Annotated in this window: 28 protein-coding genes and 2 riboswitches; of the genes, 16 read left to right on the forward strand and 12 right to left on the reverse strand. The window is 67.9% G+C overall.

Features of this window, described 5'->3' with window-relative positions; all coding sequences use genetic code 11:
• Positions 1-117: 117 nt before the first annotated feature.
• Positions 118-1,104, forward strand: a complete 987-nt coding sequence (locus tag ABT304_RS27065) for a sugar-binding transcriptional regulator (RefSeq protein WP_350719992.1) — start codon at positions 118-120, stop codon at positions 1,102-1,104.
• 15 nt (positions 1,105-1,119) lie between these two features.
• Here the strand turns inward: ABT304_RS27065 and ABT304_RS27070 are convergent, their stop codons facing one another.
• Positions 1,120-2,109, reverse strand: coding sequence for an LLM class flavin-dependent oxidoreductase (locus tag ABT304_RS27070; RefSeq protein ID WP_350719994.1), 990 nt, complete (start codon positions 2,107-2,109; stop codon positions 1,120-1,122).
• A 162-nt stretch (positions 2,110-2,271) separates the two neighbouring features.
• Between ABT304_RS27070 and ABT304_RS27075 the strand changes: the two genes are divergently transcribed.
• Positions 2,272-2,952 (forward strand): Crp/Fnr family transcriptional regulator, encoded by a 681-nt coding sequence (locus ABT304_RS27075; RefSeq protein WP_350719996.1) that lies wholly within the window; start codon positions 2,272-2,274, stop codon positions 2,950-2,952.
• Positions 2,953-2,961: 9 nt separating this feature from the next.
• On the opposite strand, the gene ABT304_RS27080 is transcribed toward ABT304_RS27075, so the two are convergent.
• Entirely contained in the window at positions 2,962-3,999 is a 1,038-nt protein-coding gene (locus ABT304_RS27080; protein ID WP_350719998.1) for a CobW family GTP-binding protein, read from the reverse strand.
• Positions 4,000-4,076: 77 nt separating this feature from the next.
• Positions 4,077-4,172: riboswitch (glycine riboswitch) on the forward strand.
• A 1-nt stretch (position 4,173) separates the two neighbouring features.
• Positions 4,174-4,274: riboswitch (glycine riboswitch) on the forward strand.
• A gap of 56 nt (positions 4,275-4,330) precedes the next feature.
• Between ABT304_RS27080 and gcvT the strand changes: the two genes are divergently transcribed.
• Genes gcvT through ABT304_RS27100 form a run of 4 tightly spaced genes read left to right on the forward strand, consistent with a single transcriptional unit; the run spans position 4,331 to position 7,848 of the window.
• Positions 4,331-5,434, forward strand: coding sequence for a glycine cleavage system aminomethyltransferase GcvT (gene gcvT, locus ABT304_RS27085; RefSeq protein WP_350720000.1), 1,104 nt, complete (start codon positions 4,331-4,333; stop codon positions 5,432-5,434).
• Between the two features lie 20 nt (positions 5,435-5,454).
• A complete protein-coding gene (gcvH, locus tag ABT304_RS27090; RefSeq protein ID WP_350720002.1) occupies positions 5,455-5,826 on the forward strand; it encodes a glycine cleavage system protein GcvH in 372 nt (123 codons plus the stop codon).
• A gap of 48 nt (positions 5,827-5,874) precedes the next feature.
• Positions 5,875-7,281, forward strand: a complete 1,407-nt coding sequence (locus tag ABT304_RS27095) for an L-serine ammonia-lyase (RefSeq protein WP_350720110.1) — start codon at positions 5,875-5,877, stop codon at positions 7,279-7,281.
• A 39-nt stretch (positions 7,282-7,320) separates the two neighbouring features.
• Positions 7,321-7,848: a helix-turn-helix domain-containing protein gene (locus ABT304_RS27100; protein WP_350720004.1), complete on the forward strand. Its 528-nt coding sequence runs from the start codon at positions 7,321-7,323 to the stop codon at positions 7,846-7,848.
• Between the two features lie 4 nt (positions 7,849-7,852).
• Here the strand turns inward: ABT304_RS27100 and ABT304_RS27105 are convergent, their stop codons facing one another.
• Positions 7,853-8,338, reverse strand: coding sequence for an FBP domain-containing protein (locus tag ABT304_RS27105; protein ID WP_350720005.1), 486 nt, complete (start codon positions 8,336-8,338; stop codon positions 7,853-7,855).
• A gap of 57 nt (positions 8,339-8,395) precedes the next feature.
• Between ABT304_RS27105 and ABT304_RS27110 the strand changes: the two genes are divergently transcribed.
• Positions 8,396-9,007 (forward strand): TetR/AcrR family transcriptional regulator, encoded by a 612-nt coding sequence (locus ABT304_RS27110; protein WP_350720007.1) that lies wholly within the window; start codon positions 8,396-8,398, stop codon positions 9,005-9,007.
• Here ABT304_RS27110 and ABT304_RS27115 read toward each other — a convergent pair whose 3' ends face one another.
• Positions 9,008-9,955, reverse strand: coding sequence for a GlxA family transcriptional regulator (locus tag ABT304_RS27115; RefSeq protein WP_350720009.1), 948 nt, complete (start codon positions 9,953-9,955; stop codon positions 9,008-9,010).
• 71 nt (positions 9,956-10,026) lie between these two features.
• Here ABT304_RS27115 and ABT304_RS27120 point away from each other — a divergent pair, with 71 nt between their 5' ends.
• The 6 genes from ABT304_RS27120 (at position 10,027) to ABT304_RS27145 (ending at position 16,493) form a co-directional block, all read left to right on the forward strand.
• Positions 10,027-11,109: a saccharopine dehydrogenase family protein gene (locus ABT304_RS27120; RefSeq protein ID WP_350720011.1), complete on the forward strand. Its 1,083-nt coding sequence runs from the start codon at positions 10,027-10,029 to the stop codon at positions 11,107-11,109.
• Positions 11,110-11,591: 482 nt separating this feature from the next.
• Positions 11,592-13,334, forward strand: a complete 1,743-nt coding sequence (locus tag ABT304_RS27125) for a KAP family P-loop NTPase fold protein (protein WP_350720013.1) — start codon at positions 11,592-11,594, stop codon at positions 13,332-13,334.
• Positions 13,335-13,450: 116 nt separating this feature from the next.
• The gene (locus tag ABT304_RS27130) at positions 13,451-14,116 is read left to right on the forward strand and encodes a Qat anti-phage system associated protein QatB (RefSeq protein ID WP_350720015.1); all 666 of its coding nucleotides are present in this window, start codon (positions 13,451-13,453) and stop codon (positions 14,114-14,116) included.
• Positions 14,113-15,417 carry a hypothetical protein gene (locus ABT304_RS27135; protein WP_350720017.1) on the forward strand — a complete coding sequence of 435 codons (1,305 nt, stop codon included), beginning with the start codon at positions 14,113-14,115 and terminating at the stop codon, positions 15,415-15,417. Before ABT304_RS27130 ends, ABT304_RS27135 begins: the two co-directional genes overlap by 4 nt.
• A 31-nt stretch (positions 15,418-15,448) precedes the next feature.
• A complete protein-coding gene (locus tag ABT304_RS27140) occupies positions 15,449-16,132 on the forward strand; it encodes a TatD family hydrolase (RefSeq protein ID WP_350720019.1) in 684 nt (227 codons plus the stop codon).
• A gap of 37 nt (positions 16,133-16,169) precedes the next feature.
• Positions 16,170-16,493, forward strand: coding sequence for a hypothetical protein (locus ABT304_RS27145; RefSeq protein ID WP_350720021.1), 324 nt, complete (start codon positions 16,170-16,172; stop codon positions 16,491-16,493).
• A 561-nt stretch (positions 16,494-17,054) separates the two neighbouring features.
• Here ABT304_RS27145 and ABT304_RS27150 read toward each other — a convergent pair.
• The 4 genes from ABT304_RS27150 to ABT304_RS27165 all read right to left on the reverse strand — a co-directional run bounded on the left by ABT304_RS27150 (position 17,055) and on the right by ABT304_RS27165 (position 19,423).
• Positions 17,055-17,633 (reverse strand): carboxymuconolactone decarboxylase family protein, encoded by a 579-nt coding sequence (locus ABT304_RS27150; protein ID WP_350720023.1) that lies wholly within the window; start codon positions 17,631-17,633, stop codon positions 17,055-17,057.
• Positions 17,634-17,720: 87 nt separating this feature from the next.
• On the reverse strand, positions 17,721-18,596 hold the full coding sequence (locus ABT304_RS27155; protein WP_350720025.1) for a helix-turn-helix domain-containing protein: 876 nt from the start codon (positions 18,594-18,596) through the stop codon (positions 17,721-17,723).
• 48 nt (positions 18,597-18,644) lie between these two features.
• Complete coding sequence (locus ABT304_RS27160; protein ID WP_350720026.1) at positions 18,645-19,196, reverse strand: DUF6879 family protein; 552 nt, start codon at positions 19,194-19,196, stop codon at positions 18,645-18,647.
• A gap of 5 nt (positions 19,197-19,201) precedes the next feature.
• Positions 19,202-19,423 carry a hypothetical protein gene (locus tag ABT304_RS27165; protein ID WP_350720028.1) on the reverse strand — a complete coding sequence of 74 codons (222 nt, stop codon included), beginning with the start codon at positions 19,421-19,423 and terminating at the stop codon, positions 19,202-19,204.
• A gap of 204 nt (positions 19,424-19,627) precedes the next feature.
• Here ABT304_RS27165 and ABT304_RS27170 point away from each other — a divergent pair, with 204 nt between their 5' ends.
• On the forward strand, positions 19,628-20,332 hold the full coding sequence (locus ABT304_RS27170; RefSeq protein ID WP_350720029.1) for a TetR/AcrR family transcriptional regulator: 705 nt from the start codon (positions 19,628-19,630) through the stop codon (positions 20,330-20,332).
• 23 nt (positions 20,333-20,355) lie between these two features.
• Here ABT304_RS27170 and ABT304_RS27175 read toward each other — a convergent pair whose 3' ends face one another.
• Positions 20,356-20,886 carry a hypothetical protein gene (locus ABT304_RS27175; RefSeq protein WP_350720030.1) on the reverse strand — a complete coding sequence of 177 codons (531 nt, stop codon included), beginning with the start codon at positions 20,884-20,886 and terminating at the stop codon, positions 20,356-20,358.
• Between the two features lie 154 nt (positions 20,887-21,040).
• Positions 21,041-21,982 carry a hypothetical protein gene (locus tag ABT304_RS27180; protein ID WP_350720032.1) on the reverse strand — a complete coding sequence of 314 codons (942 nt, stop codon included), beginning with the start codon at positions 21,980-21,982 and terminating at the stop codon, positions 21,041-21,043.
• Between the two features lie 202 nt (positions 21,983-22,184).
• Between ABT304_RS27180 and ABT304_RS27185 the strand changes: the two genes are divergently transcribed.
• Both ABT304_RS27185 and ABT304_RS27190 read left to right on the forward strand, forming a co-directional pair.
• Complete coding sequence (locus ABT304_RS27185) at positions 22,185-22,595, forward strand: hypothetical protein (protein ID WP_350720034.1); 411 nt, start codon at positions 22,185-22,187, stop codon at positions 22,593-22,595.
• A gap of 65 nt (positions 22,596-22,660) precedes the next feature.
• The gene (locus ABT304_RS27190) at positions 22,661-23,521 is read left to right on the forward strand and encodes an alpha/beta fold hydrolase (RefSeq protein WP_350720036.1); all 861 of its coding nucleotides are present in this window, start codon (positions 22,661-22,663) and stop codon (positions 23,519-23,521) included.
• Positions 23,522-23,586: 65 nt separating this feature from the next.
• On the opposite strand, the gene ABT304_RS27195 is transcribed toward ABT304_RS27190, so the two are convergent.
• Both ABT304_RS27195 and ABT304_RS27200 read right to left on the reverse strand, forming a co-directional pair.
• Entirely contained in the window at positions 23,587-24,177 is a 591-nt protein-coding gene (locus ABT304_RS27195; protein ID WP_350720038.1) for a DUF6980 family protein, read from the reverse strand.
• 156 nt (positions 24,178-24,333) lie between these two features.
• Positions 24,334-25,218, reverse strand: a complete 885-nt coding sequence (locus tag ABT304_RS27200; RefSeq protein WP_350720039.1) for an NAD(P)-dependent oxidoreductase — start codon at positions 25,216-25,218, stop codon at positions 24,334-24,336.
• Between the last annotated feature and the right edge of the window lie 20 nt (positions 25,219-25,238).

Raw genomic sequence — 25,238 nt, forward strand, 5'->3', positions numbered from 1 at the left:
TGTTAGTGATCTTGATCACTCGAACTCATCCACCGTCCCATACGTCGCGAACAAATGTCCAGAACAGATTTTCAGGTTTGGACGGATCGGCGGCCGCGGCTGTGGAAGAGTGGTGCCGTGGAGAACACAGGCGGAGCGCACGGCAACCAGCCGATCCTGGAGGCCGCAGGGGCGGCCAGCACACGCTTTACCCCCGAGGTCATGCATGCGGCGGCGACGCTCTACTACCTCAAGGAGGCAACCCAGGCTCAGGTCGCGCAGCAGCTCGGCATCAGCCGCGCGACGGTGAGCAGGGTGCTCTCCGAGGCGCGCCGCACGGGCATCGTCCGGATCGAGGTGATCGACCCCGCGACCCGGCGCGCCTCCGAGATGGAGGAGCGGCTCTGCGAGGCCCTCGGCCTCGCCCGGGTCTTCGTCGCCGGAGGGTTCCACCGCTCGCTCACCGGAGCGGCGCTCGCCGCCCGGCTCGGCGAGGCGTTGACCGAGATCGGGCTGAAGGCCGGCGACGTGCTGCTGGTCTCCTCGGGTCGCACCGTCTGGGAGGTGAGCCAGGAGGCGCTGCCGTCCTTCCCGGGCGTGGTGGTGACGCCGACCGTCGGTGGGCAGGACGAGCCCGAGGCCTGGTATCAGACCAACGAGATCACCAGGATGTTCGCCGAGCAGCTCGACGGGCGTCCGGTCTTCCTCTACGCCCCGGCGCAGCCGGGAGCCGACCTGCACCGGCTGCTGCTCCAGGATCCGAGCACCCGTCGAGTGCTCGACCTGTGGAGCCAGGCGCGGGTGGCCGTGCTCGGCATCGGAGCGCCCCCGCTGACCCGCGAGTCGTTGCCCGGCTATGTGCCGCGCGACGCGCCCTGGCTCCGTGAGGCCGCGGGCGACATCTGCACCAGGTTCTTCGACGAGGACGGGCAGCCGCTGCCCTACCCCGAGGAGTTCCTCGTCGCCACCACCTACGAGGAGCTCCGGGCCATCCCGCACACCATCGCGGTGGCGGTGGGTCCGACGAAGGTGCCCAGCATCATCGCGGGCTCGCGGGCCGGCTGGTTCAACACCCTGATCACGGACGAGGACACCGCTGTCCGGATGCTCGACAAGCTGGGCTGAGGCGTTTGCCGGCGACTATCTCCCGACGGCCCGGCCGGTCATGATCCCGGCGAGCGCGGCGTCGGAGGCGAGCTGGGCGTCGCGGTCATAGGTCGAGGTGAAGGCGAGCAGCTCGTCGGCTCCGGTGGCCTCGGCCAGCCGGTCGAGGCGACGCCGGACGGACTCGGCAGATCCCGCGGTCGTACGCGCCAGATGCGCGTCGACCCGTTCGCGCACCTGGTTCGACCAGGTCTGGTCCCGGATCGCCGCGACCGGCTCGAGCGGACCGAACTCGCCGGTCTGCCGCGACCTGGCCATCGCCCACGCCTCCGGCAGAGCGAGCTCGGCGGCCTCGGCGTCGGTGTCGGCGACGAGCACGTCGACGGAGACGGTCACCGACGGCTCGGCCGCCCGTGAGGAGGGCCGGAAGTCCGTGCGGTACGCCCCGAGGACCTCGTCCAGCCGCGGGCTGTACAGCACCGGACCGCCCACGACGACCGGCAGCCCAAGCTTCGCGGCGAGAGCGACGCCCTTCCCGGTCGCCAGCACGAACACCGGGATCTGGTGGGCGGCGGCAGGCCGGGCGGTGACGGCCGCGGTGCGGTCGAGATAGTCGCGGAGCTCCACGATGTCCTCGGCGAACGCGTCCGGGGCGTCGAGCTCCTGCCGCAGGGCGCGGCGTACGGGCGCGGTGAAGCCCAACGTACGGCCCAGGCCGAGGTCGATCCGGCCGGGATAGAGCGCGTCGAGCATGAGGAACTGCTCGGCGACGACCAGCGGCTGGTGGTGGGGCAGCATCACCCCGCCCGACCCGAGCCGGATCGTGGACGTGTGCGCGCCGAGCGCACCGAGGAGCACCGGCGGCGACCCCGACGCGATCCCCGGCACCGCGTGGTGCTCGGCGACCCAGAACCGGTGGTAGCCGAGCCGCTCGGCGGCCACCGCCCGCTCGATCGTGTGGGTCAGCGCAGCGCCCTCGGCGTACCCCACCCGCGTGCGGGACCGGTCCAGCATGGAGAGCTTCACGGCAGGTTCAACGATCCAGAGCCCCCGAGGCTTCCCGCCGTGGCCGGTGTGGCGAAGAACGCACCCGACAGGGGTGCGATGCGGGCCACACCTCCGCTGTCGAGGCCCCGGATCTGGCTACGCTGATGTCTTCGGTAAAAAGATGACAGGAGCGGCTGGGTAATGGATCAAGACGTGCTTCGGCACGCACCGCTTTTCAGCGAGCTGGACGACGAGTCGATGACGGCGATGCTCGCGATGATGGGTCAGACACGCCTTAGGCGCGGCGAGGTGTTGTTCCACGAGGGCGACGCCGCCGACCGGCTCTACGCGGTCGTGGACGGCAAGGTGAAGCTGAGCCGTGCCGCGGCCAACGGACAGGACAGCGTGCTCGCGATCCTGGGGCCGGGCCAGGTGTTCGGCGAGCTGTCGCTCTTCGACCCCGGCCGACGCTCCTCCACGGTCACGGCCGTCACCGATCAGGTCGAGCTCGCCTCGCTGTCGCACGACGACCTGTTGGGCCTGCTCGACGGGCGCCCGAGCGTGACCCGCGGGCTGCTCGCCCTGCTGTCGGGCCGCCTGCGCCGGGCCAACGACGTGATCGGCGACCTGGTCTTCGCGGACGCGCCCCGCCGGGTGGCGAAGGCTCTGCTCGACCTCGCCGAGAGGTTCGGCGAGACCACCGACGAAGGCGTGCACGTACGCCACGACCTGACCCAGGAGGAGCTCGCGCAGCTCGTGGGCGCGGCTCGGGAGACGGTCAACAAGGCGCTCGCCGACTTCGCGGCCAAGGGCTGGGTCAGGCTGGAGTCGCGGTCGGTGGTCATCACCGACATGGAACGGATCGTCCGCCGCGCGGGGTGATTCGGCTGGTCAGAGGCTGACCCGGACCAGCTGGCGTAGCCGGCGAAGACCCTCGGTGCTCGGCCGTTCGGCCGGGGCGAGGGCGTCGGTGAGGTCCACCCGGACTGAGTCGGCCTCGAGCTCGAGGCCGATCGCCACGAGCTCGCTCGTCGCGTCCTGACTCCGTCTGGCTGCGGCGACGTGGGCGCTGCGTCCGACCAGGTTCACGTGGTAGCTGCGCGGCCCCTGGCCGGTCGCGACGGCGACGGTCCCCTTGACCCGGTACGCCGTCGCCGGCGGCTCCTCGAGCAGGTCGACCAGTCGAGCCGGCTCGATGGTGCCCGGCGTCGTCACGGTGACCGCCCGGGCATGCTGATGTGCCTCGTGCGAGGCGGCCGCCACGCGCAGCAGCGCGGCGATCGGCAGCTCGTCGGGCGGGTCCTCGGGCACGGCGGCGTCGTAGACGAGCCGCGGGTCGATGCGGCCACCCACGGCGTACGCGATGTGGACCTCGGGGTTGTGCTCGCGCACGCGTCGCTCGATGCGCGCCAGGACCTCGTCCCGCTCGGCAGCCGGAACCAGGTCGGTCTTGTTGATCACGACCAACGAGGCGGCCGCGAACCGGACCGGCGCCGGGCCCCGGCCGTCGTCGAGGGTGTCGAAGTACGCCGAGGCGTCGACGACCTCGATGAGCCCACCGCGGCGTACGCGCTCGACACCGCTGAACCGGACCAGCTTGGCCAGCGTGCCGGGCTCGGCGATCCCGCTGGCCTCGACGATGACGACGTCGAGCGCGAGCCGCGGGTGGGTCAGCTTCTCGAGGGCGTCGTCGAGACCACCGGCGTCGGGCAGGCAGCACAGACAGCCCCCGGCGATCGAGGCCGGCTCGTCGATCTGGCCGGTGACGAGACCGGCGTCGACGTTGATGTCGCCGAAGTCGTTGACGACCACGCCCACCCGAGCGCCGGGCTGGCGCAGCAGATGGTTGAGCAGTGTGGTCTTACCCGACCCGAGATGACCGGTGAGGATGACCACGGGAACCCGGCTGCTGGTGCTGGTCGGTGGCATCGGGCCATCGTAGGTCGTCATCTTGACGGCTGAGATGGCCACACCTAGGTTTGCCGCACAACTTCACATCCGCCACTTGAACCGCAGCGGGAGAGTCCTTGCCCATCCGGGGTGAGGCGCCGAAGGAGCAAACCTCCCCAGAATCTCTCAGGCCCCATGACCGCTGTGGTGAGGCGACCTCTGGAAAGACAGGATCCGCTGGATCCTGCACCCACGGTGCAAATCGCCCCCATCGGGCGGTGAAGCTCTCAGGTAGCGATGACAGAGCGGGGAGGTCACCCGTCCACGGGTGCCGCTGTCGGCACCCACCACCAGGGAGCCTCCCGCACACATGACCTCACCCGTCCCTACCCCTCTGCACGCGATCCACCAGGCGCTCGGCGCCTCGTTCACCGACTTCGCCGGCTGGAGCATGCCGGTCCGGTACGGCTCGGAGACCGCCGAGCACCATGCCGTACGCACCACCGCGGGCCTCTTCGACCTGTCCCACATGGGCGAGATCGAGGTGACCGGCCCCGAGGCCGGACGCGCCCTCGACCACGCCCTGGTCGGCAGGCCCTCGGCGATCGGCATCGGCCGCGCCCGCTACTCGATGATCTGCGCCGAGGACGGCGGCATCATCGACGACCTGGTCGTCTACCGGCTCGAGCAGGAGCGCTACCTGGTCGTCGCCAACGCGAGCAACGTCGGTGTCGTCGCTCCGGCTCTGGTCGAGCGGGCCGAGGGCTGCGACGCCGTGGTCCGCGACGCCTCCGCGGAGTGGGCGCTGATCGCGGTCCAGGGCCCCGCCTCGGCGGCGATCCTGGCCGCTGTGACCGACCTGGACGTCTCCTCCCTGAGGTACTACGCCATCGACGCCGGCACGGTCGCCGGGGTCGAGGCCCTGCTCGCCCGCACCGGCTACACCGGCGAGGACGGCTTCGAGATCTACTGCGCGCCCTCGTCGGCCGCTGCCGTCTGGGAGGCCCTCACCGAGGCGGGTACGCCGCACGGCCTGCAGCCCGCGGGACTCGCCTGCCGCGACACCCTCCGGCTCGAGGCCGGCATGCCGCTCTACGGCAACGAGCTGAACCGCGAGACGACCCCCTTCGAGGCCGGTCTCGGCCGGGTCGTCGTCTTCGACAAGCCCGACGGCTTCGTCGGCGCCGCCGCCCTGGCCGTACGCCGCGACGAAGGCCCGCGCAGCGTGCTCGTCGGCCTGGTGGCTGCCGGTCGCCGGTCTCCGCGAGCGGGCTACGCCGTCGTGGATCCGGCCACCGGCGACGAGATCGGCGTGGTCACCAGCGGCTCACCCTCGCCGACCCTCGGACGTCCCATCGCGATGGCGTACGTCCGGCCTGATCTCGCCGCCGCCGGCACCAAGGTCCACGTCGACGTGCGCGGTAGCCGCGAGGACGCCGAGATCGTCGACCTTCCCTTCTACTCCAAGAAATGACCCGAGAGATGAGCACCGCCATGAGCAACCCGACCCACCTGTCCTACACCGCCGAGCACGAGTGGATCGAGACCCGCGGCGACGTCGCGCGCGTCGGCGTCACCGCCTTCGCCACCGAGGCGCTGGGCGACATCGTCTTCGTCGAGCTGCCCGAGGTGGGCAGCAAGATCACCGGGGGAGAGAGCTGCGGCGAGCTGGAGTCGACCAAGTCGGTCAGTGACCTCTTCGCGCCCGCCGACGGCGAGATCCTCGAGGTCAACGCGGCCGTCGTCGCCGACCCCGCGCTGATCAACAGCGACCCGTTCGGCGCCGGCTGGCTCTTCGAGATGCGCGTCTCCGGCGCTCCCGAGCTGCTCGACGCCGCGGCCTACGACGCTCTGATCGAGGAGTGAACCGTCGTGACCGCTGACCTCAGCGGCGCCCCGACCCCGGTCGTGGCGATGGCCCTGAGCACCTTCGACCTCTACTCGATCGGCATCGGGCCCTCGTCCTCCCACACCGTCGGGCCGATGCGCGCCGCGAAGACGTTCGTCGACGGCCTCGTCACCGACGGTCTCGTGGACGCGGTCACGCGGGTGAGGGCCGAGCTGTTCGGGTCGCTCGGCGCCACTGGTCACGGTCACGGTTCGGAGGGCGCAGTGCTGCTCGGCCTCGAGGGTGAGGAGCCGGCGACCGTCGACACCCGGGCCTCGTCCGGTCGGGTGGCGGCCATCAGGGAGCGCCGGGAGCTGTCGCTGGGCGGCGCCACCCCGATCCGCTTCGACGCCGACACGGATCTGGTGATGCATCGCCGCAAGAGCCTGCCGGGCCACCCCAACGGCATGGTGTTCACGGCCTACGACGCCTCCGGAGAGGTACGCCGGGAGCGCACCTACTACTCCGTCGGCGGCGGCTTCGTGGTCGATGAGCACGCCTCGGGCGCAGCCCGGGTCGTGCCGGACCACTCACCGGTCCGCTTCCCCTTCACCACCGGAGCCGAGCTGCTCAGCACCTGCGAGCGCGAGGGCTTCCGGGTCTCCGACCTCATGCGCGCCAACGAGCTGACCTGGCGTACGCACGAGGAGATCCGCGCCGGTCTGCTCGAGATCTGGCGCGTGATGGCGGACTGCGTGCAGGCCGGCTGCGACCGTGACCCGGTCACCGACGGCGTACTTCCTGGTGGTCTGCGGGTCCCACGCCGGGCGCCGCTGCTCTACCGCGTCCTGTCCTCCGGGGCCGGTGCCCAGGACCCCTTCCGGGTCATGGACTGGGTCAACCTGTTCGCGCTGGCGGTGAACGAGGAGAACGCCTCGGGCGGCCGCGTCGTCACCGCTCCCACGAACGGCGCGGCAGGCATCGTGCCCGCCGTCCTGCACTACTGGGTACGTTTCGTGGCTCCCCAAGCCGGGCTGGACGAGGCCGCGATCGAGGACGGCATCGTCCGGTTCCTGCTCACCGCGGCCGCCATCGGGATCCTGTGCAAGACGAACGCCTCGATCTCCGGCGCCGAGGTCGGCTGCCAGGGCGAGGTCGGCTCGGCCTGCGCGATGGCCGCCGGTGCCCTGTGCGAGGTGCTGGGCGGCAGCCCGGAGCAGGTCGAGAACGCCGCCGAGGTCGGCATCGAGCACAACCTCGGCCTCACCTGCGACCCGGTCGGCGGGCTCGTACAGATCCCGTGCATCGAGCGCAACGCCATCGCCAGCGTGAAGGCCATCAACGCCGCCCGCCTCGCTCTCAACGGCGACGGCTCCCACAAGGTCAGCCTCGACAAGGCGCTCAAGACGATGCGCGAGACCGGTGCCGACATGAAGATCAAGTACAAGGAGACCTCCCGCGGCGGCCTCGCGGTCAACGTCATCGAGTGCTGAGGCGAGACGCTCCATAGTAGATTTTGCTATACTCGGGTCATGTCGTCACGTGGAGAGATCCTGCGCGAGGTGATGCTCGAGACGGGCACCACCCAGTCGACGCTGTCTCGCACCAGTGGCGTTCATCAGCCGAGCATCAGTCAGTTCCTCTCCGGGAAGGTTGACCTGAGCGACGACCAGCTCGACCGCCTGCTGTCGTGCATGGGCTGGCGTCTCGAAGTCGTACGCCGCCCGATCACGCCCGACCGGACGCGCTCGGAACGCCGCTCGTGGATGCTTCACCGACGCCTCTCTGGTGACCTGACCTCGACGACGCTGCAGGAGTGGAAACCGCGGATCGAGCGCCGCCTCGACCACCTCCGCCGCAACGTCAGTGGACAACCTCACGAGCGAAACCTCGAGCGCTGGACCTCGCTCGTGGAAGACGAGGACGTACGCGGCCTGCAGCGCGTCATGACTGGCCTCGACCGCGACTCCATCGAGATGCGCGAGGTCTCGCCCATGGGCGGCCTGCTCAGCGAGTCCGACCGCATCGAGGCCCTTGGAGGGCTGGCCGACGCCGGCTGATGTGTCACGCAGGCCGGAGCACCCGCGCCACGAACGAGTCGAGGTTGCCGAGCAGCCGGTCGACCTTCTGCTCGACGCTGAGGGTCTCGTGGATGACCGGGCTGTCGAGCTTGCGCTTGCCGCGCGCCTTGAGGGAGCAGTCGAGGTCGGCGCAGATGTAGGTGCCGACGGAGTTGCCGTCCTGCCCCGCGCGACCGGCGCGGGAGGCGACCAGCAGTGCGACGTCACCGACCGTGGTGCACAGCGCGCACATGGTCTTGCGCGGCCCGCGCGACTCGCGCGAAGCCCGCAGGGCGACGCCGCAGAGCCGCCCGTCGTGCTCGGTGACGAGGTAGTGGTTCTGTGGCGCCTTCGGGTCCTGCCAGCCGAGGTAATCGAGGTCCTCCCACGGCCGTTCAGCCAGGTCAGCGGGGAGGTTGAGGCGCTTGGTCGCACCCTTGGTGAGGTTGACGAAGCAGGAGCGTAGGTCGGTCTCGGTCAGCGGCTTCATGCCATCGATGCTAGGTTTCCTACAACTCGTAGGCAACTCGTTATCGAGAGGAATCCGATGGGTCGTCCTGGACTGAACCGGCGCGACGTGATCGCGGCCGCCGCCGACCTGGCCGACGAGCTGGGCTTCGACGCCGTCACGGTCTCGGTCCTGGCTCGGCGCCTCGGCGTCAGGTCGCCGACCCTCTACTCCCACATCTCCAGCGGCACCGACCTCCGCACAGCCGTCACCGCGTACGTCCTCGACGAGCTCGCCGACGCCACGACCCAGGCGACGGCTGCGGGGGAGGGCCGCGACCTCCTTGTCGCGTACGCCAACGCCATCCGCGACTTCGCCCGCCGCTCACCCGGTCGCTACGACGCCACCACTCGCCAGCGCGTCCCGCCCGCGTCGGAAGGGGAGTCCCGGCCTGACTCCGTGGACGAGGCGATCACCGCCGGCCGCCGCAACGCCGACCTCGCCCTCGCCGTCGTCCGCAGCTACGGAGTGACCGAGACCAACGAGACGTACGCCGTCCGGCTGATGTCCAGCCTCATCCACGGCTACATCACCCTCGAGCTCGCCGGCAGCTTCGCCCACAGCGAGCCCCCGAGCGAGGTCACCTGGCCCGAAGCCCTCGACGACCTGGACCGCACCCTCGGGCGGATGGCTCTCGGCCGGGGCCACTGATCAGTCGGCGAGCCGGAAGGTGGTCCGGTAGGTCGTGGGTGTCACGCCGAGAGTGCGGTGGAAGTGACGGCGCAGCGTGGCCGCCGTGCCCATCCCGCAGCTGCCCGCGATCTGGTCGATCGAGGCGTCGGTACGCTCGAGGAGCTCCTGGGCACGCGAGATGCGCTGGTGGTGCAGCCAGTCCAGAGGCCCGGTCTGCAGCTCGGCCTGCATCCGCCGGGCGAGCTGACGGGTGCTGAGACCGGCGTGGGCAGCGAGGTCGCGGACCGTCAGGGGCTGGTCGAGTCGGGCGCGCGCCCACTCGAGCGTGGGCGCGAGGCCGTCGGGAACAGGGGGCTGCGCGGGTGGGGTGATGAACTGCGCCTGTCCGCCGGTGCGGTGGGCTGGGACGACGAGGTTGCGGGCGATCCCGTTGGCCGCGGCGGCGCCGAGGTCGCTGCGTACGAGGTGGACGCAGAGGTCGAGCGCAGCGGTCTTGCCGGCCGAGGTGAGCACGTCGCCCTCGTCGACGTAGAGCACGTCCGGGCGGACGTCGACCTGCGGATAACGCCGGGCGAGCTCGTCGGCGTGCAGCCAATGGGTCGTCGCGACCCGGCCGTCGAGCAGCCCGGCGGCGGCCAGCACGAACGAACCGGTGCACAGGGACGCGATCCGCGCGCCGCGCTCGTGTGCGCCGCGAAGCGCCTCGAGGAGCGCGAGGTCGGGGTTGTCGTCGAGATCGACCGAGGACGGGACGACGACAGTGTCGACCTCGGCGATCGCGTCGTAGGAGGCCGTCGGCAGGCCGGCCAGCCAGGGATGCGGTGCGCCGTCGGGGGTGCAGACGACGAGGTCGTACCACTCACCGCCGGGAGCGAGGTCGGAGTGGTCGCCGCCGAAGATCTCGGCGGCGATCGCGACCTCGTAGAGCATCGAGGAGCCATGCAGGACGAGGGCGAGCCGAGGCATGTCGCAAACTGTACGTAGTACGTCGTTTCAGACACTCGTTCGGCTGGGTCTCGCGGCTCGAAGATGGAGCCATGAACACAGATGAGCGAGTCCTGGTCTATGGCGCCACCGGTCACACCGGGCGTTTCGTCGTCGATGAGCTGGTACGCCGCGGGCTGACCCCGGTCCTCGCCGGCCGCAGCGCGGAGCGCCTCGCTGAGGTCCCGTCCCGCCATGCCGCCCTGGAGAGCCGAGTCGTCGGCCTCGGCGACCCCGAGCGACTGCGGCACGCGATCGCGGGTGTTGCCGCGGTCATCAACTGCGCCGGCCCCTTCCTCGACACCGCGCTCCCACTGGCCCGGGCCGCGGTCGAGTCCGGTGCCCACTATCTCGACGTCACCGCCGAGCAGCCGGTCGTACAGGCGCTCTATCGCGAGCTGGACGCCCCAGCCCGAGACATGGACGTCTCCGTGGTCCCCGCGATGGCGTTCTACGGTGGCCTCGCCGACCTGCTCGTGACCGCCGTCCTCGGCGGCTCGTCGGCCGATGAGGTCGAGGTCGCCATCGGGTTGGACCGCTGGTGGCCGACCGCCGGCACCCGGATCACCGGAGCCCGCAACACCGCGACTCGTCTGGTCATCCGCGATGGCTCCCTGGTCGCGTTGCCCAGCCCCGCGCCGACCGGCGCCTGGTCCTACCCGGAGCCGCTGGGCGAGCAGGCAGTGGTGGAGCTGCCGTTCTCCGAGGTGATCACCATCAACAACCACCTCGAAGTCGGGAAGCTCCGCTCCTACCTCAACAGCGCTCCGCTCGCCGAGTTCCGCGACGAGGCGACACCCGAGCCGGCCGCGAGCGACGAGTCAGGACGCTCGGCCCAGCGGTTCGCCGTGGACGTCCGCGTACGTCAGGGCGCCGACGTCACGCGGATCACCGCGACCGGCCGCGATATCTACGCCGTCACGGCACCGATCGTGGTCGAGGGCGCCCTCCGGCTCCTCGACGGCCGCCGCCGTCGCTCCGGCGCCGGGGCACCGGGGGAGATCTTCGACGCCGCCGATGTCCTCGACGCGCTCGAGCGCGACGGTCAGGCCATCGTCGTGCAGTCCGACTCGAACCTCGCCCGTCCCGTCCTGTCCGAGAGCGCCAGCTTGCACGCGCAGAGCGCCGTGGGATGAGGCATCGTGCCAGGGCTGCGTCATACGCGCCGGAATGACGCGGCTCGGCCGACTACCCGTGAAGCGACATGAGCGGTTGTCTCGTAGTCCGTGCGGGTCACTGCGGCTTCCCGTCCACGTCTAGGGACTCACCGTCACCGTTAACACCCAAGGCGTCGTCATCAAGAGCGAACCCGACGCCATCAACGTCACTTGGCGCAACAAACTCGTCAAGTGGCTCCTACGGCGTCATCCGCGCCCGCGACACCTTCGACGCCACCTACGAGGTCGCGCGACGCTCCACCACCTGGCGAACCTATCGGCGAGAGCGCCGCCAAGCCACTGGTGTCCTCGGGTCGCTGCCAGGTAGATCGCACGGTACGAACATGCCGCCTTCTTCAGCGAACTGTCGGTGGCGACCCGTATCTTCAACTCTGCGAGGCCTCTCGGGCAAGGAACCTCGGTCGGCTCGTTCACCGGCTCCGGCCAGCAAGTGGGGGAACATGACAGACAGCATGCGACTTTGGGACGACAACCCGACGGTCACTGACCTTCTCGGCATCGACACCGTGGTCGAAGCGGTCGCCGCGGCGCTCCTCGCCCGCGACCTCGACCCGGTCACCGTCGCCTTGCAGTCACCGTGGGGTGGAGGCAAGTCGTCCGCGCTCGACATGCTCGCGAAGCGGTTCGAGACCAACGAGCGTGTGCTCGTTGTTCGGGTTGACCCGTGGGAGTTTGAGGACAGCGATGACGTCCGCGCCACCCTGATCAGCCATCTGCTCACCGAACTGCGCGCCCAGCGCCCGGCCTCCTTCACCGAGAAGGTGGGTGACCTGTTGACGCGTATCGCGTGGAAGCGTGTGGGAGCGACGATCGCCAAGAGCGCCATCACGATGTCGGCCAACCCGATCGACATCATCAAGGCATTCACCCCCGACGCGAAGGAGCAGCCCACCAACATGGCGGGCTTCCGCGACGAGTTCGACAAGATGATCGACAACGCCAAGGACGTCGACAAGGTCGTCGTGCTCGTCGATGACCTCGACCGGTGCAAGCCCGCCTCCGTGGTCGCCTCCCTCGAAGCCATAAAGGTGTTCCTCGCGGTCCCGAAGATGGCGTTCGTGCTCGCCGCCGAGGAAGACATGATCAGGTGGGCCATCGCACAGGACATCCACGCGGGCGGCCGCAGCGAGTTCGCCGATCGCTACTTGGAGAAGATCGTTCAGTTGCCGGTCTCGCTGCCGCGTCTCACCCCGGAGACGACCGAAGATTTCGTGACGCTGCTGTTGTGCCAGAAGCAGTGCGAGGCCGTCGACACCAAGCCTGCCTTCCAAGAACTGGTCGCGCACGTCGCCGAGCGACGTCGCAACCGGCAGTACCCGCTGATCCACGAAGGTGACTACCCCAAAGCGGCCCACCGTCCGGATGCTGCTGACCGGCGGATGGCCACCTTGGTGGCGCGTGGCCTGAGCGGTGACCAGTGGTCGAGCCCGCGAGCGATCAAGCGTTTCCTCAACGCTTGGGGTGTGCGTGAGGCCATCGCGAACGCTCGCGAGGTCACCATCAAGCCGGACGTGTCGCTCAAGTTGTATCTGCTGGAGCAACGCTTCCCCGAGGACTTCAAAGCTCTCCAGCAGATCGACCCCAACGATCGGACGACGTTCGTCGGCGCGTGGGAAGCCTGGGGCAGGGGAGACGAGGACGCCGAGAAGCCTGAGAAGGTGTCCGAGGCCACCCAGTTCTGGGCCGGATCCGGGCCCTCCATCGCAGCAGCCATGGACCAGTTCGACCGGTACGTGAACCTCGCCGCCTCGTTCACCTCGTTCAGCGCCGGATCCGGCCTCACAGACGCTGAGCTCGCGCTCCTCGCCGAGCTGGCCCACCAATCCGACGGGACACGCATGGGTGCCGTCGATCAGGTTCTCGCCGCCGAGCCGACTGTCCGACGCACCATCGTGGAACGCCTCTTCAGTCGCCTCGTCACGATCGACAACCCGTCGGACTCCATCGAGTCTGCCTGCCGTATCACCATTGGCGACCAGTCGCTGGTCGCCGACGTGTGTGGGTGGTTGCGGCGCTACGGCCTTACCCGGATCGCAGTGATCGACGTCTTCGAGATCGCACAGGTGCCCGGGCCCGAGGTCGACAAACTCCTCCACGACCTCGCCAACGACCAGCAGGTGACTTCCGGTGTCCGTACGACCGCGCAGGAAAAGTTCGACGAGCGAGCCAGAGCAGGTGTCTGATGGGCACCTCGGGTGCCTACGGGGGCAGCGGGTCGCAGTCTTGGGGTGACGCACGCGATGCGGTGAGCGCCCTCCCAGCATCCGGACCGGCGACACCGACACAGGTAGCGACCACGGTGCAGCAGATCGCCGCTGCCGTGCACCGCTTGTTCCCGACGCCGCGCACGCCCACGACCTACAACTACGAGCCTGGTGCGCTCCTCGGCCGCCGGACCGGGGCCGGCGGCTCACCCAGCAGTGGCCGCAGTCGCCGCTCCGGGGGCGGGATGTCGTCTTCGAACGCCGCCCGCGGCGGCGCTGCGGTCTACGCCGGACATGCCGCGCTCGCCGGAAGTCAGGCCGATCTCGACGCCCTCGGCGTCGGACTGAGGCTCGAAGATATGCGCGACATGTCGATCAACGACCGCTGCAACTACATCCTCGACAAGGTGCTGGGAGCACCCGGCTCGCCCGACGAAGAAGTGCTGCGCCGTGCCGCCCTCGAAGCGCTCAAGGAACTCAGCCTTGACCCCACTCGCAGTACCGAAGACTCCATTACCGCGTTCATGTCCGCCTACATCTACCAAACTGCCCTCGTCGAACTGACCTCACACAAGGCGTCGCTCAAACTCACCCCCGACCAGGTCCTCAAGCACGAGAAGGACCTCAAGCAGTACATCCGAGGCACCGCCAAGTACAGCGGCGTCACCGACGGCCCCCGCATCGGCGTCAAGGCACTCATGAACAAGGTCGCCGAGTACCGCGACAAGGCACTGGCGTTCCTGCGAAAGGCAATCGGATGACCGACCAGACGCGACAGTTCGAACTCCTCGCGCCCAACGAGGCCATCACCGTCCCCACCAGCAGCACGGGCGTGAAGCGGCTCTGGTGGCCCGCTCAGGGTCAAGAGACCGCCATCCGCACCGCACTGGAATGGGACCTCACCACCACTTACGGCGACGTCAGCGCTCCAGCCGCCGACCTCCTCCACATCGCCGCAGCTGCCTACCTCGCCGACCTCCGGACCCGACGCCCCGCAACCTTCGGACGTCAACTGGCCATCACTGTCCACGTCCACAACCCAAAGACCTGGACCGGCAAAGCGGGGGAGACCATCACCGACCTCCTCGCATGGATTAGCGGGGACGAATGGACCCTCCACTCGGTGCCGATCGGCAAACACACACCCACTACCGACCCGGCGATCGCTGTGCCGCACCAGTCCGCTGCCTCCGCGATGCTCCTATCCGGCGGACTCGACTCGTTCTGCGGAGCAGTCGACCACCTGGCCACTGCGAAGGACCGAGTGCATGTCGGTCACCGCGACTCCGCCACCTCCGTCCAGCACGCCCAGCGCTCCATCAAGGCATGGCTGACCGCACAGGTGCCCGAGTTCACCTGGCTGCGCGACGAGCTGCGCCCCCGCGACCGGAAGCAGGAGAACACCACTCGCACGAGGTCGTTCCTGTTCATGGCCATGGCGATCGCTGCCGCCGACGGTGTCAACGCACCCACCGTCATCGTCCCCGAGAACGGCTACACCAGCCTCAACGTGCCACTTGTCGCCTCACGCGGCGGAGCACTGTCCACCAAGTCCACCCACCCATGGACCTTCCACCTCGTCAATCAGATCCTCACCGAGACCGGCATCAGCGTCGAGGTCACCAACCCCTACCTGAACCTCACCAAGGGTGAACTGCTCAAGCAGACCCTCACCACCGCACCCGCTGGGTTCCTCGACGCCACCAAGCACACCCTGTCGTGCGCCAAGTTGGACTCCGGGCGCATGAAGAAGACACTCGGCGGCGACCCCAACATCAACTGCGGTCTCTGCTACGCATGCCTGGTCCGGCGCGGCTCCTACGACGGCGCCGGGGTCAGCGACCCCACCGACTACCTCGTCAACCGCCTCAAGAAGCCCGTCCTTAAGGCGTACCGCAAGCGCAGGCACGACGACCTGTGGGCACTCGAACTCGCCGAGAAACGCACCATTACCGAGGACGACCTCATCGCGTCCGCCTCATGGCCACCCGGCTACGACCTCACCGCCGCGCTAGACCTCGTCAACCGAGGCCGAAAGGAACTGTTCAGTGTCCCCAGATGACAACAGGGATGCTGGGACCGAGGACCTACCGATGCTCGACACCCACGCACACATCGCACCCGACGTCACGCCCGCACAGGTCAGAGCACTCGGCAACGCCCACGTCTTCGCCGTGACCCGCAGCATCGCCGAAGCCCGCCTTGTCGCACGCCGCAAAGACACCAACCTCACCTGGGGACTCGGCGTTCACCCCGGCAAGCCCGACGCACTCGCCGCCTACAACGACAACACCTTCAGGCGAGCGCTCGACTACTTCTCCCTCGTCGGCGAAGTTGGCATGGACCGCCGCGGCGACCGCACCCGACAGCGCGAAGTGTTCGACAGGATCCTCACGGCCTGCACCAACCGACCCGTGCTGATCTCCATCCACAGCACCGGCCGCATCAACGACGTCCTCGAAGCCCTCACCGAACAACCCCACCCCGGGGCCATCCTTCACTGGTTCAACGGCACCCCTGACCAGATCGACAAGGCCGCCACCCTCGGCTGCTACTTCTCCGTCAATGCTGCGATGGCCCCCGAAATTATCGCCCACATGCCAGTCGAGCGACTCCTCACAGAAACCGACTTCCCCAGCTCCCGCCGCAAGACCCAAGCCTCCAAACCAGGTGACGTTCAGGCCATCGAACGCCTCATCGCGGACATCCACGAAGCCGATGCACGGAGGCTGGCCAGAACCAATCTCGAAGCCCTGCGACACGCAGCCCGCCTCTGACTCAGACGAGGTCTCCGGATCCTCGAAAGGAAGAACCATGCCGAGCCCATCGTCGCCCCTCCTCTTCTTCGCCGCCGCCGGAGCGCTCATCGGCGGCGCAATCGGAGCAACAGGCGGAGGCTGGTACTTGTGGCAGCGCGGGCATCAGGAAGCAGCCAAGAGATTGCGGCACGAAGACGCCATCGCTGCGAAGGAGGCATTGGAGGACGAGATCGAGATCGCGGCTCTGCGTAAGAAGGCCCAGAAGGCGGGCGTGGATCCGGACCAAGTGATCGCGGGATATCAGCAACTGCGCGACAAGCAGGTGACTCCGGGCCAAGTGCTGGAAGCCCTCCAACGGGCACCGATCACTGACCGTTGACCCAACCTGTCACCAGTTCGTGCAGCAGTCCGGTCGGCCAGTTGACCGGGTTCGTACGTGTCGAGACCACCGGGCACAAGAGGCTCTTCCGCGACCGTCCCGAGGACTTGGAAGTCATCCTCGAAGCTTTGCGCCTTCGGTTCGCAGACGTCATCCAGCGCGCCGACGCGTGGGCCGCGGTGGTCCCGGGGTTTTCGATGAGGATGCCGTGCCCCAGTTGACGGTTCACAGGATCAAGGGCCTCGAATACCACACTTTGTTCTTTATCGGCCTCGACCGCGAACAGTGGTGGGCACACGCTCGCGACATCGTGGAGTCCACAATGACGTTCTTCGTCGGCGTCCCGCGCGGCCGAGAGGCTGGTCTCCACCCAGTGCGACGAGCGTGGCACACCGGCGCCCCTCGGCGAGATCTACCAAGACCTTCAAGACGCCGGGTTTCACTCCTCCGGTTCGACTAAACAGCACGAGTTCAGGCTCCGCCGACCGGGATTGCCGGATTACGGCGGCCGACCTTGGAGGCGCGTCAATCTGGGCGATAAGGGCGCCATTGCCCTCCCCGTCACTCGGGGGCGCGACCCCACGTAATGGCTGTGCGGACGGCAGGGTCCAAAGTCTGAGCGAGGGCGATGTCTGGGCGAGCACCGAGGGCGCTGTTGATACTGGAGAAGGCTGTGCGGAGCCCGGCATACACAGTGAGGGCCGCGATCTGCGGCTCCTTGAACCCGGCGTTGCGCAGGCGTTGCACATCTTGCGGCGTGCTGCTGCTGGGGGAGCGGGCGACGGTGCGGGCCCAAGCGGCCAGGGCCCGTTCGCGTTCGCTGAACGGATCGTCGTCGGCGGTGAGGGCGGCGATTGCGGTCTGTGGGTCGGCCCAATCGGTCAGGCGTTTGCCCCAAGCGACGGCGCAATAGGAGTCACCGACCACCCGTGCTTGCGCGATGACGATCACGGCTTTGTCGCGCGGTGTCAGCCCGGCCGCATCCGCCGTGGCGTCGAACAGTCTCACGAGCTGTTCCTTCAGTTCCGGCTGATGTGCCCACGCCCGCGTGAGGTCCCAGACGTAGCCGTCGTCGGCGAGATCCTCGGCGTACAGCCTCTCCTGCCCGGCGCTAGGCGCAGGTTCCTCCAAGAAAGTCACGCGCACAGCACATCGGCGGCAGGTTTACCTTGTGCCGGATTGGTGCTGCACGTCCCCTGTGTTGGGGACCGGATCCGGTGTCGACGGTCAGGTGCGCGTGCTGTGGGGCTGGGGAATGGCTTGCGCGAGTTCTTGGCAGCGACGCGCGGCTGCTGGGCCGGTGAGTGCGACCGCTGTGAGTGCTTTGGCCCATCGTTCGTACTGGGAGACCTCGGTCGGATCTGCGATCTCTAGGCTGCCGGCCTGCGTCTCGATGGTGACTACTCGGTCACGTTGGACCCAGCCGTGTCCAAGGAGTACGGGGTACTGATCGAGCGGGATGATCCCAATGGTCGCTCGGGCACGCGTGGCCAAGCCTGCCAGATGCTCCAACTGCGCGCGCATCACCGCAGGACCGCCGACAAGCGGGTGGAGCGCGGCCTCGGAGACGAGGACGGTGACCTCGCGTCCGGGCTCATAGAGGATCGCAGAACGACGCATGCGGGTTGCGATCATTCTGGCTACGTCATCCTCGCTCGCGCCGTGCTCGACCGGACCGCCCATCAACTTGAGCAGCGCGGTGGCGTAATCGGCGGTCTGGCACAGCCCGGGAACGCTGGTCGGGTGGTAGCTGAAGACGGTCGATGCGGCGTTCTCAGCTGCGGCGGCTGCTCGCTGCAGCGCAGCCGCACCGTCTTCATCCTGGAATGCGTCTCGAAAGACGGAGTACTCCCACGATGCGCGCTCGTGGATGGCGAGCAGCCGGTCTGCGTCCGCGCCGACGGCTGCCGCCCAAGCGCGGACCTCGCCGGTGGTAGGCACCTGGCGTCCAGCCTCGATCTTGGAGATCTTCGGCTGCGACCACGGCTTGCCGGGCTGGTTCAGCTGCTCAGCAAGCGCGATACCGGTCAGGCCCGCCTCGCGTCGCGCTGTCCGTAGCGCCTCCCCGAGCGCCTCTCGTGCTCGTCGGGTCGGGCCGCCCACGCCGCATCGTCTCCTTGATCATCGTTCGGTAATGCTCGCGCCGCCAGTTCAGGCGTCGCGATCAAGATAGTCGTTCAGGGGCACTGCTATCGCGAGCGCAGTGTCTCGCCAGCGCCGGTAGGTCTCGATCGTCGCCGGGTCCTGAACCTGCTCGGCTCCATGGAAACCGCCGCCCTCGTCATAGTCCATCCCCCACGCTGTGCCGCCGGGTAGCCCGTCATCGAGGAGCCAGAAGTCGGTCTCTCGTGGCAGCCCGCCTGGCCATTGGCCGCGCGCCACCGGGATCAAACGAATGTCCTCGCCCGCGGCGTGGTTGCCGACGTACGCGGCGATCTCGTAGCGGATGTAGTCGGTGAGTGGCTCCTCGATGATGTGCACTCGCCGTAGAGAGCGGCCGGCGTTTGCGTGCCGGGTGATCAATGCGCGCCATTCCTTTTTGCGGTGCGGGGCGAGCTGCCCGGTGCGGAGAAACTCCTCGTACTCGTCACGCTCGGACTCGATGTCGTAGACCTGCAGTGTTTCGAGTCGGAACCATGACTCACTCAGCGTCTGGAACGAATCCGCCCACGACGGGTCGGGTGTCGTCTTCTCCACACCCACGCCGCTCAGGCCTTGCCTTCGATGATCCGCGCCGCGCGAAGAATGACGTCGGCTGGAATGGTGACAGCATCCTCATGGTCGGGCAGCGCTCCGCCGAGTTCGGCCCTCGTGGTCGCGTCGAGCCTGTTTCCCTGAACGACCAGGAGGTCGGGGTCATCGGTCGTGTGCACCGAAGGGCAGTTGGTGTCATCGCAATTACCGACTACAGCGATACGGGTGAGAGCCATGCCGAGTGCCTCCATCTTTCGCTGCCTCAGTCCGATCTGAGTCAGCCTGCTTGACAGCAATCATGCTCGGTGCACAGCAATCCTGCAAGCATCTCTCTTACATTTGAGTTGATAATATGATTCACTGACGGAACCTGGCCGCGACTCGGTCTTGTCAGTCGGCCGCCCAGGACCAACACTCCAACCAACTCGGGACGGAGCAACATGAGTTCCGCAGCCAGCGCCAATCAGCGTCCTCGACCTGGCCGTCCGCGTCTCACGCCACCCCTGCTCGCGGGTCCTCCGCGCGAGCAGGTCCTCGAAGCAGCAGCTCGGCTGTTCACGAGCAAGGGCTACGCCGCAACCTCGACCCGTGAGATCGCCGAAGCCGTCGGGATCCGCCAGGCGTCGCTCTACTACCACTTCACGGGCAAGGGTGAGATCGTCACCGAGCTGCTGAGCCGGACCATCCGCCCCACCATGGACAGCGTCGCTCGCATCGAGTCACTGACCGAGGACCCGGAAACGGCCCTGTACCTCGTGGCACTCAGTGACGTACGCACCCTGGCGAGCGCACCGCACAACATCGGCTGGCTCTACCTCGCCCCCGACGTCGCCCAAGTCGAAGGCTTCGACGAGTTCACCGCCGCTCGCGACGCGTTAGCGGCCACGTACGCGCGTCTGGCTTCGCGGATCGCAACGGTTGACGCGCTCGGGTCCATCGGGCCGGCAAGGCTGGGGGAGAAGTTGGTTCACACGGTGGAGGAGGTCATCGGCCTTCGGAACGCTGGTCACCGGATCAACATGGATGACGCCGCCTGGATTGCCTCGTCGTGCCTACGCCTGTGCGGCGTCGACAACGCTCGAGTCGAACTGGCCGTGAGAGACGCGGAGGAGTTCTTGGACGAGATCGACGGCGGTCGCCCCTGAAGGCTGGTGGCGCGACGGTGACCTCAATGGATCGAGTGAGCGCGGTACCCACGCTGCGGTTGACCGAATGCGAGTCCATTCTCATCGAGATTGTTTTGGATGACTAGGTAATCCTCGCCGAACCCGATACCGACGGCGACCATGCCATTCGCCATGTCGTCACCTCGGTACTCCAGCAGGTCCACGGCGGTGACGGTTCGTGCCTGCAGCCGAGCCAGTTCGGCAAGGGCATCGTCTCGCCAAACGAGGTCGAAGTCAGGGTAGGGAACACGGCGGGACGGATCGATTGTGTTCCAAGTGATCGAGAGCTCATCGAACTTCTGATGTTGGATCTCCAACTGCTCACCGGAAAAGTCGAGCACGACCGGGGCGTCGGCGAACCACTCATCGTCCGTCCGATCCCACAAGAGCCAAGATCGAGAGAGGGATAAGCCACGAAGACGTCCGAGGCGGCTCGCGTTCGCGAGCTCGATGGCATTGAGCCCGCTGCGCCACCACGGCCGGTAGTTGGCGATGTTGAAGTAGTCCTCGTGGCGTGGATCTGGGTGGCTCAAGCCGATACTCCGATTCGTGCGGCAATGCCGGTCGTCAGCTCGTAGGCCTGGTAGACCGAGATGGTCTCGGCGTCGTACGTGGCTCTGATCTGGTGTTTCGGGGTGCTCATTCTGCCCAGAGTTTTCGCGGTCCGCCGCATCGATATGCAACAGGTCATGGGCCGCCGACACGCCACCGCCTGCTGCTCATAGACGGCCTTTCTTGGTGCTCGCGCATGGTGGGCTTGTACGAAGCGCGCCACTTTGTCGGCGGCGATGAGAGGGTCTCGACAACAGCGGCGGCGACTTCCTCAGGGCTCCTGTTGATGAACGGAAAGGTGAGGAAGACCTGGAACGCAGTGTTGTCGGCCATGAGGGACACGAGGAACTGGTCGGGCTCCCGGAAGTGACGGGCGGCCCATGAGAACTGCAGACGGTGCTCGGCCAGCCGAGCATGATCGACCTGCTGGAGGATCAGCCTGGTGGCGGTATCCGCGGGTCGCTCCCAGGAACGGTCGGCGACGAGCCGCTCGACCTCGGCGTCGTACTGCTCGGCGACGAAGCTCGCACCGCTCGAGGCCGGTGTCTCGAGCAGCCAATCCCAATGAACGACGTCGCCGTCACGACGGATGAGGACATCGGTCGAGCCGCAACCGTACGTCCCGCATTCACATCGAGCGATCGGAACTTGTCGGGGTGTTGTCTCGGCATGGAGTTTGTTGACGGGAACGATCACGTCGAAGGGATCCATGCCCATACCAGCGCCTCGGGACGTCATCTCCACCTCGTTGACGAAGACCTGGAGCTCGAATCCGTCCGTCAGGTCCCGAGACGCCGGGGACACGGCGAACCTGATCACGTCGGTCGGAAGGCGGTCATACACCTCCGAGCTGCGATCCCGTGTAGGGCTGCCGGGTTGCCCGGGGACCGGGAGGCCGAGCTCGTCGAGCGCATCGGCGAGCACGGATTCGATCTCGTCGCGGCGCAGATCCGCCGTCAGTCCAGCAAGGGTGCGAAGAGCCGGAGAATCGAGATCGTCGACGAGTGCCTGTGTGGCCGCGTCGATGATGACCTGATGCTCTTGTCCTTCACCCCAGCGCGCTGCCGCGTCGTACAAGCGGGAACGAGGACTGGGACCTAGCGCGAACACGTCGTCATTCTGAGGTCAGCTGGTGTTCGGGCGCCACGGGGTATTCGAGCAACCGCCGGTCGGCAGGCGTGAAGCCGAGCCGGCCGAACCTTCTTATTCGAGTGGCACCTGCCGGAGACGTACGTGACGATGACTGTTCTGGGCCTGGTCTGGTCGAAGGAGGTGCAGCATGAGTCGGACGTCGTTCGTGAGCAGGCTTCGGGACCAGGTCATTCGGCCGCTCATGCACAGCGCGCTGGCACAGGACGAGATCCCCGATATCGATGTCGCCGTCGTGACTGGCACGGAGTTCACTAACTCGCTTAAGGAGCTGTGGGACCAGCCGTGGACCTACCCTGACGATGGGCACGAGTACGTCTGGGCGTACGTCACGTATCGGCCCACGAACGAGAGGTCCGGGTGGCGGTTGGGGCGCTCGGAGGACCTTCACGATCCAGCCGAGCTGGTGAATGCGCTGTGGCGGTTGGGCTCGGATTTCGAGGACTGGGTATGTGAGACGACGTTCGCATGGGGCGAGGAGCGCCATGCCCGGGTTCCGCAGATTCGAGATCTGCCTGATTGGCTGATGACCGGCGCCTGAAGTCTGATGGCCTGCCGGATCGCCGCAGGAATGGCAGCATGAGAACACCGTCACCAGGAGGCCGCATGACCACCACAGCCACGTTCGTCTCGCCGACCGACGGCACCGCGCTCGCGATCCGGACATGGGGGGAGGAGCTGTCCGCGCCGCGGGGAGTTGTCCAGATCGCCCACGGCATCGCCGAGCACGGGCAGCGTTACGACCGGCTCGCTCGGGCTCTCGTAGCGGCTGGGTACGTCGTGCGGGCGGTCGACCACCGCGGCCACGGCGGGTCTGTCGCGTCGGCCGACCAGCTCGGTCACTTCGACTTCGAGGCGCTGGTGGCCGACGTCGCGGCCATGGGTGCCTCGCTGCGCGATGAGTTCTCCGGGATCCCGGTGTTCCTGGTCGCGCACTCGATGGGGTCCTTTGCGGCGCAGACGGTGATCGTGGACCGGTCCGACCTGTACGACGGTGTGGTGCTGTCAGGCTCGACCGCCCTCGACGTACTCGCTGGTGCGCTCTCGAGCGACGAGGGTCCGGTCGGGCTGGAGGCGTTCAACGCCGGGTTCGAGCACCGGACCGGGTATGAGTGGCTCTCGCGCGATGAGGCCGAGGTCGATGCGTACGTCGCAGACCCGTTGTCCGGGTTCGATCTGCCCGACACCGCCGTGCCTCAGCTGTTCGCCGGTGCCGAGCGTCTGGCCGACCCGGCAGCCATCGGTGGGATCCGCTCCGATCTGCCGATTCTCGTCGTCTCCGGCGACGCCGACCCGCTTGCCGGAGGTGGCGCCCTGGTTGAGCTGCTGGGGGAGCGTTATCGCGAGGCCGGATTGAAGGACGTGACGGTGACCCTCTACCCCGGGGCGCGCCACGAGATCTTCAACGAGACCAACCGCGATGCGATCACCGCCGACGTGATCGACTGGCTCACGGCTCATTCCTGACTGCCGCTCACCTCAGGAGGATGCTTCGGTCCGGATCGTGCGCGAGAGAGCCTGACATGGGCGACTCATCCCAACAGCTCGATCAACGTCTCGATCCGAGCGGCGAGGAGGTCATCGATCTCGCCGACGACCTGGAGGCGAATGTTTTCGGCCTTTGGTGCTTTGGTGACGTACGCCGTGATCGCGGTCCATCCGTCTATCAGGTAGCTGACCTGCGTGTCAGACTCGCTGCCGAGCCGTTCCATGCCCGCGCGGACCGTGTGCCAGTCGCTGTCGGTGAGAAGGCTGCCGGTCCAGTCAGAGACTCGCTCCAGAAACTGGCGCACCTGCTCCGGGTCGCGCACTCGACAGGTGATCTCTCGGAGGTGCTGTCGGTTCGAGACCGGTGGCGCCTCGAAGGGCTGTTTCCGGAGCCGAGTTCCACACCAGGGGCAGTGGCGAATCGCGATGTAGCTCGAGCCGCCATCGTGGATGGGAAGGCCGATCCGGCCGCTGTCATCGCGGAAGATGACCGCATCGGCGCAGTGGAGTGGGTCCCGGTGCAGGCGACACTCGAAGTCGAGGTGCTCGGCGAGGGCGGTGCAGCAAAGGTCCCGCGGCCGGCGTCGAAGAATGTTGCGGGTGATCCTCGGCAGGAGGCTGGCGATGGCGGGCACCGGGAGATCTTGGCCCATGGCGCTGTCGTCCCGCGCCTCAGTTTCTTACCGAGACTCCTCGGCCGACGCGAGTGACGTCTCGGCCGACGTACCTGACGTCTCGGCGGATGGCTGACGGGGCGACCCCTCGCGGAGGCCGCCCCGTCGCAGATCGACTCAGGCGTACGGCCGGATGGCGTCGATGATCCGGGTCCAGTTCTCGGCGCCGTACCCACGCGAGCGGGCCCAGGTGTAGTGGGCCTGGACGGCGCGGGGGAGGTCGGTGTCGATGCCGGCGGCTTCGCTGGCCTCGACGAGGTGGTCGGTGGTGGCGCCCATCATGGTGACGGTGCTCAGGTGGCCGGGGTGCTTGCCGGCCTCGAGCTGGGCGCCGAGGTCCTCGCCGGCGGCGAGCATGGGCGGGATGCCGGCGAGGGTCTGCATGAGCTCCGGAATCGCGGCGGAGGGCTTGATGCCGCCCGTCTCCAGCAGCGCCACGGCGTGGAGCAGCGAGGAGAGGGAGGTGAGGAAGATGTCCAGGTTGGCCTGGTACATCAGCTGGGCGAGCCCGGGGTCCTCACCCAGGTAGCGGACCGACCCGATCCGGGCCAGCGCGTCCTCGTGCCGCGACAGCACCTCGGCGGGACCGCTGACATAGACGTACGCGTCGGGGGTGCCGACCATCGGGGCGGGGACCATCACGCCGCCGGTCAGGAAGGTGGCGCCGTGGCCGGTGACCCACTCGCTGCCCTGGCGGGTGCGCTCGGGGGCCTCGGAGCTGAGGTTGACGACCGTACGTCCGGCGAGCTCGTCGGTGGCGGAGCCGAGCACGTCGTACATCGCTTGGTAGTCGGTCAGGCTGAGCACGATCAGGTCGCTGGCGGCGACGGCCTTCGCCGGGGAGTCGGCCAGCTGGGCGCCGGCGGCGACGACCTCGTCGGCACGCGAGGCGGTGCGGTTCCATACGGTCACCGGATGCCCGGCGGCGAGCAGACTGTGGACCATCGCCTGGCCCATGGGGCCGAGGCCGATGACGGTGACGGGGGTGCGAGTTTCGTTCATGGCACCATCCTCACCAATCG

The sequence above is a fragment of the Nocardioides sp. NPDC000445 genome, assembly GCF_040300245.1.
Lineage (GTDB): Bacteria > Actinomycetota > Actinomycetes > Propionibacteriales > Nocardioidaceae > Nocardioides.

Excerpts from the sequence above, each read along its gene's own strand:
- ABT304_RS27075 (WP_350719996.1), top strand. The coding sequence starts at position 2,272 with ATGGATCAAGACGTGCTTCGGCACGCACCGCTTTTCAGCGAGCTGGAC.
- ABT304_RS27080 (WP_350719998.1), bottom strand. The coding sequence starts at position 3,999 with ATGCCACCGACCAGCACCAGCAGCCGGGTTCCCGTGGTCATCCTCACC.
- gcvT (WP_350720000.1), top strand. The coding sequence starts at position 4,331 with ATGACCTCACCCGTCCCTACCCCTCTGCACGCGATCCACCAGGCGCTC.
- gcvH (WP_350720002.1), top strand. The coding sequence starts at position 5,455 with ATGAGCAACCCGACCCACCTGTCCTACACCGCCGAGCACGAGTGGATC.
- ABT304_RS27095 (WP_350720110.1), top strand. The coding sequence starts at position 5,875 with ATGGCCCTGAGCACCTTCGACCTCTACTCGATCGGCATCGGGCCCTCG.
- ABT304_RS27100 (WP_350720004.1), top strand. The coding sequence starts at position 7,321 with ATGTCGTCACGTGGAGAGATCCTGCGCGAGGTGATGCTCGAGACGGGC.
- ABT304_RS27105 (WP_350720005.1), bottom strand. The coding sequence starts at position 8,338 with ATGAAGCCGCTGACCGAGACCGACCTACGCTCCTGCTTCGTCAACCTC.
- ABT304_RS27110 (WP_350720007.1), top strand. The coding sequence starts at position 8,396 with ATGGGTCGTCCTGGACTGAACCGGCGCGACGTGATCGCGGCCGCCGCC.
- ABT304_RS27115 (WP_350720009.1), bottom strand. The coding sequence starts at position 9,955 with ATGCCTCGGCTCGCCCTCGTCCTGCATGGCTCCTCGATGCTCTACGAG.
- ABT304_RS27120 (WP_350720011.1), top strand. The coding sequence starts at position 10,027 with ATGAACACAGATGAGCGAGTCCTGGTCTATGGCGCCACCGGTCACACC.
- ABT304_RS27125 (WP_350720013.1), top strand. The coding sequence starts at position 11,592 with ATGACAGACAGCATGCGACTTTGGGACGACAACCCGACGGTCACTGAC.
- ABT304_RS27135 (WP_350720017.1), top strand. The coding sequence starts at position 14,113 with ATGACCGACCAGACGCGACAGTTCGAACTCCTCGCGCCCAACGAGGCC.
- ABT304_RS27140 (WP_350720019.1), top strand. The coding sequence starts at position 15,449 with ATGCTCGACACCCACGCACACATCGCACCCGACGTCACGCCCGCACAG.
- ABT304_RS27145 (WP_350720021.1), top strand. The coding sequence starts at position 16,170 with ATGCCGAGCCCATCGTCGCCCCTCCTCTTCTTCGCCGCCGCCGGAGCG.
- ABT304_RS27165 (WP_350720028.1), bottom strand. The coding sequence starts at position 19,423 with ATGGCTCTCACCCGTATCGCTGTAGTCGGTAATTGCGATGACACCAAC.
- ABT304_RS27170 (WP_350720029.1), top strand. The coding sequence starts at position 19,628 with ATGAGTTCCGCAGCCAGCGCCAATCAGCGTCCTCGACCTGGCCGTCCG.
- ABT304_RS27185 (WP_350720034.1), top strand. The coding sequence starts at position 22,185 with ATGAGTCGGACGTCGTTCGTGAGCAGGCTTCGGGACCAGGTCATTCGG.
- ABT304_RS27190 (WP_350720036.1), top strand. The coding sequence starts at position 22,661 with ATGACCACCACAGCCACGTTCGTCTCGCCGACCGACGGCACCGCGCTC.
- ABT304_RS27200 (WP_350720039.1), bottom strand. The coding sequence starts at position 25,218 with ATGAACGAAACTCGCACCCCCGTCACCGTCATCGGCCTCGGCCCCATG.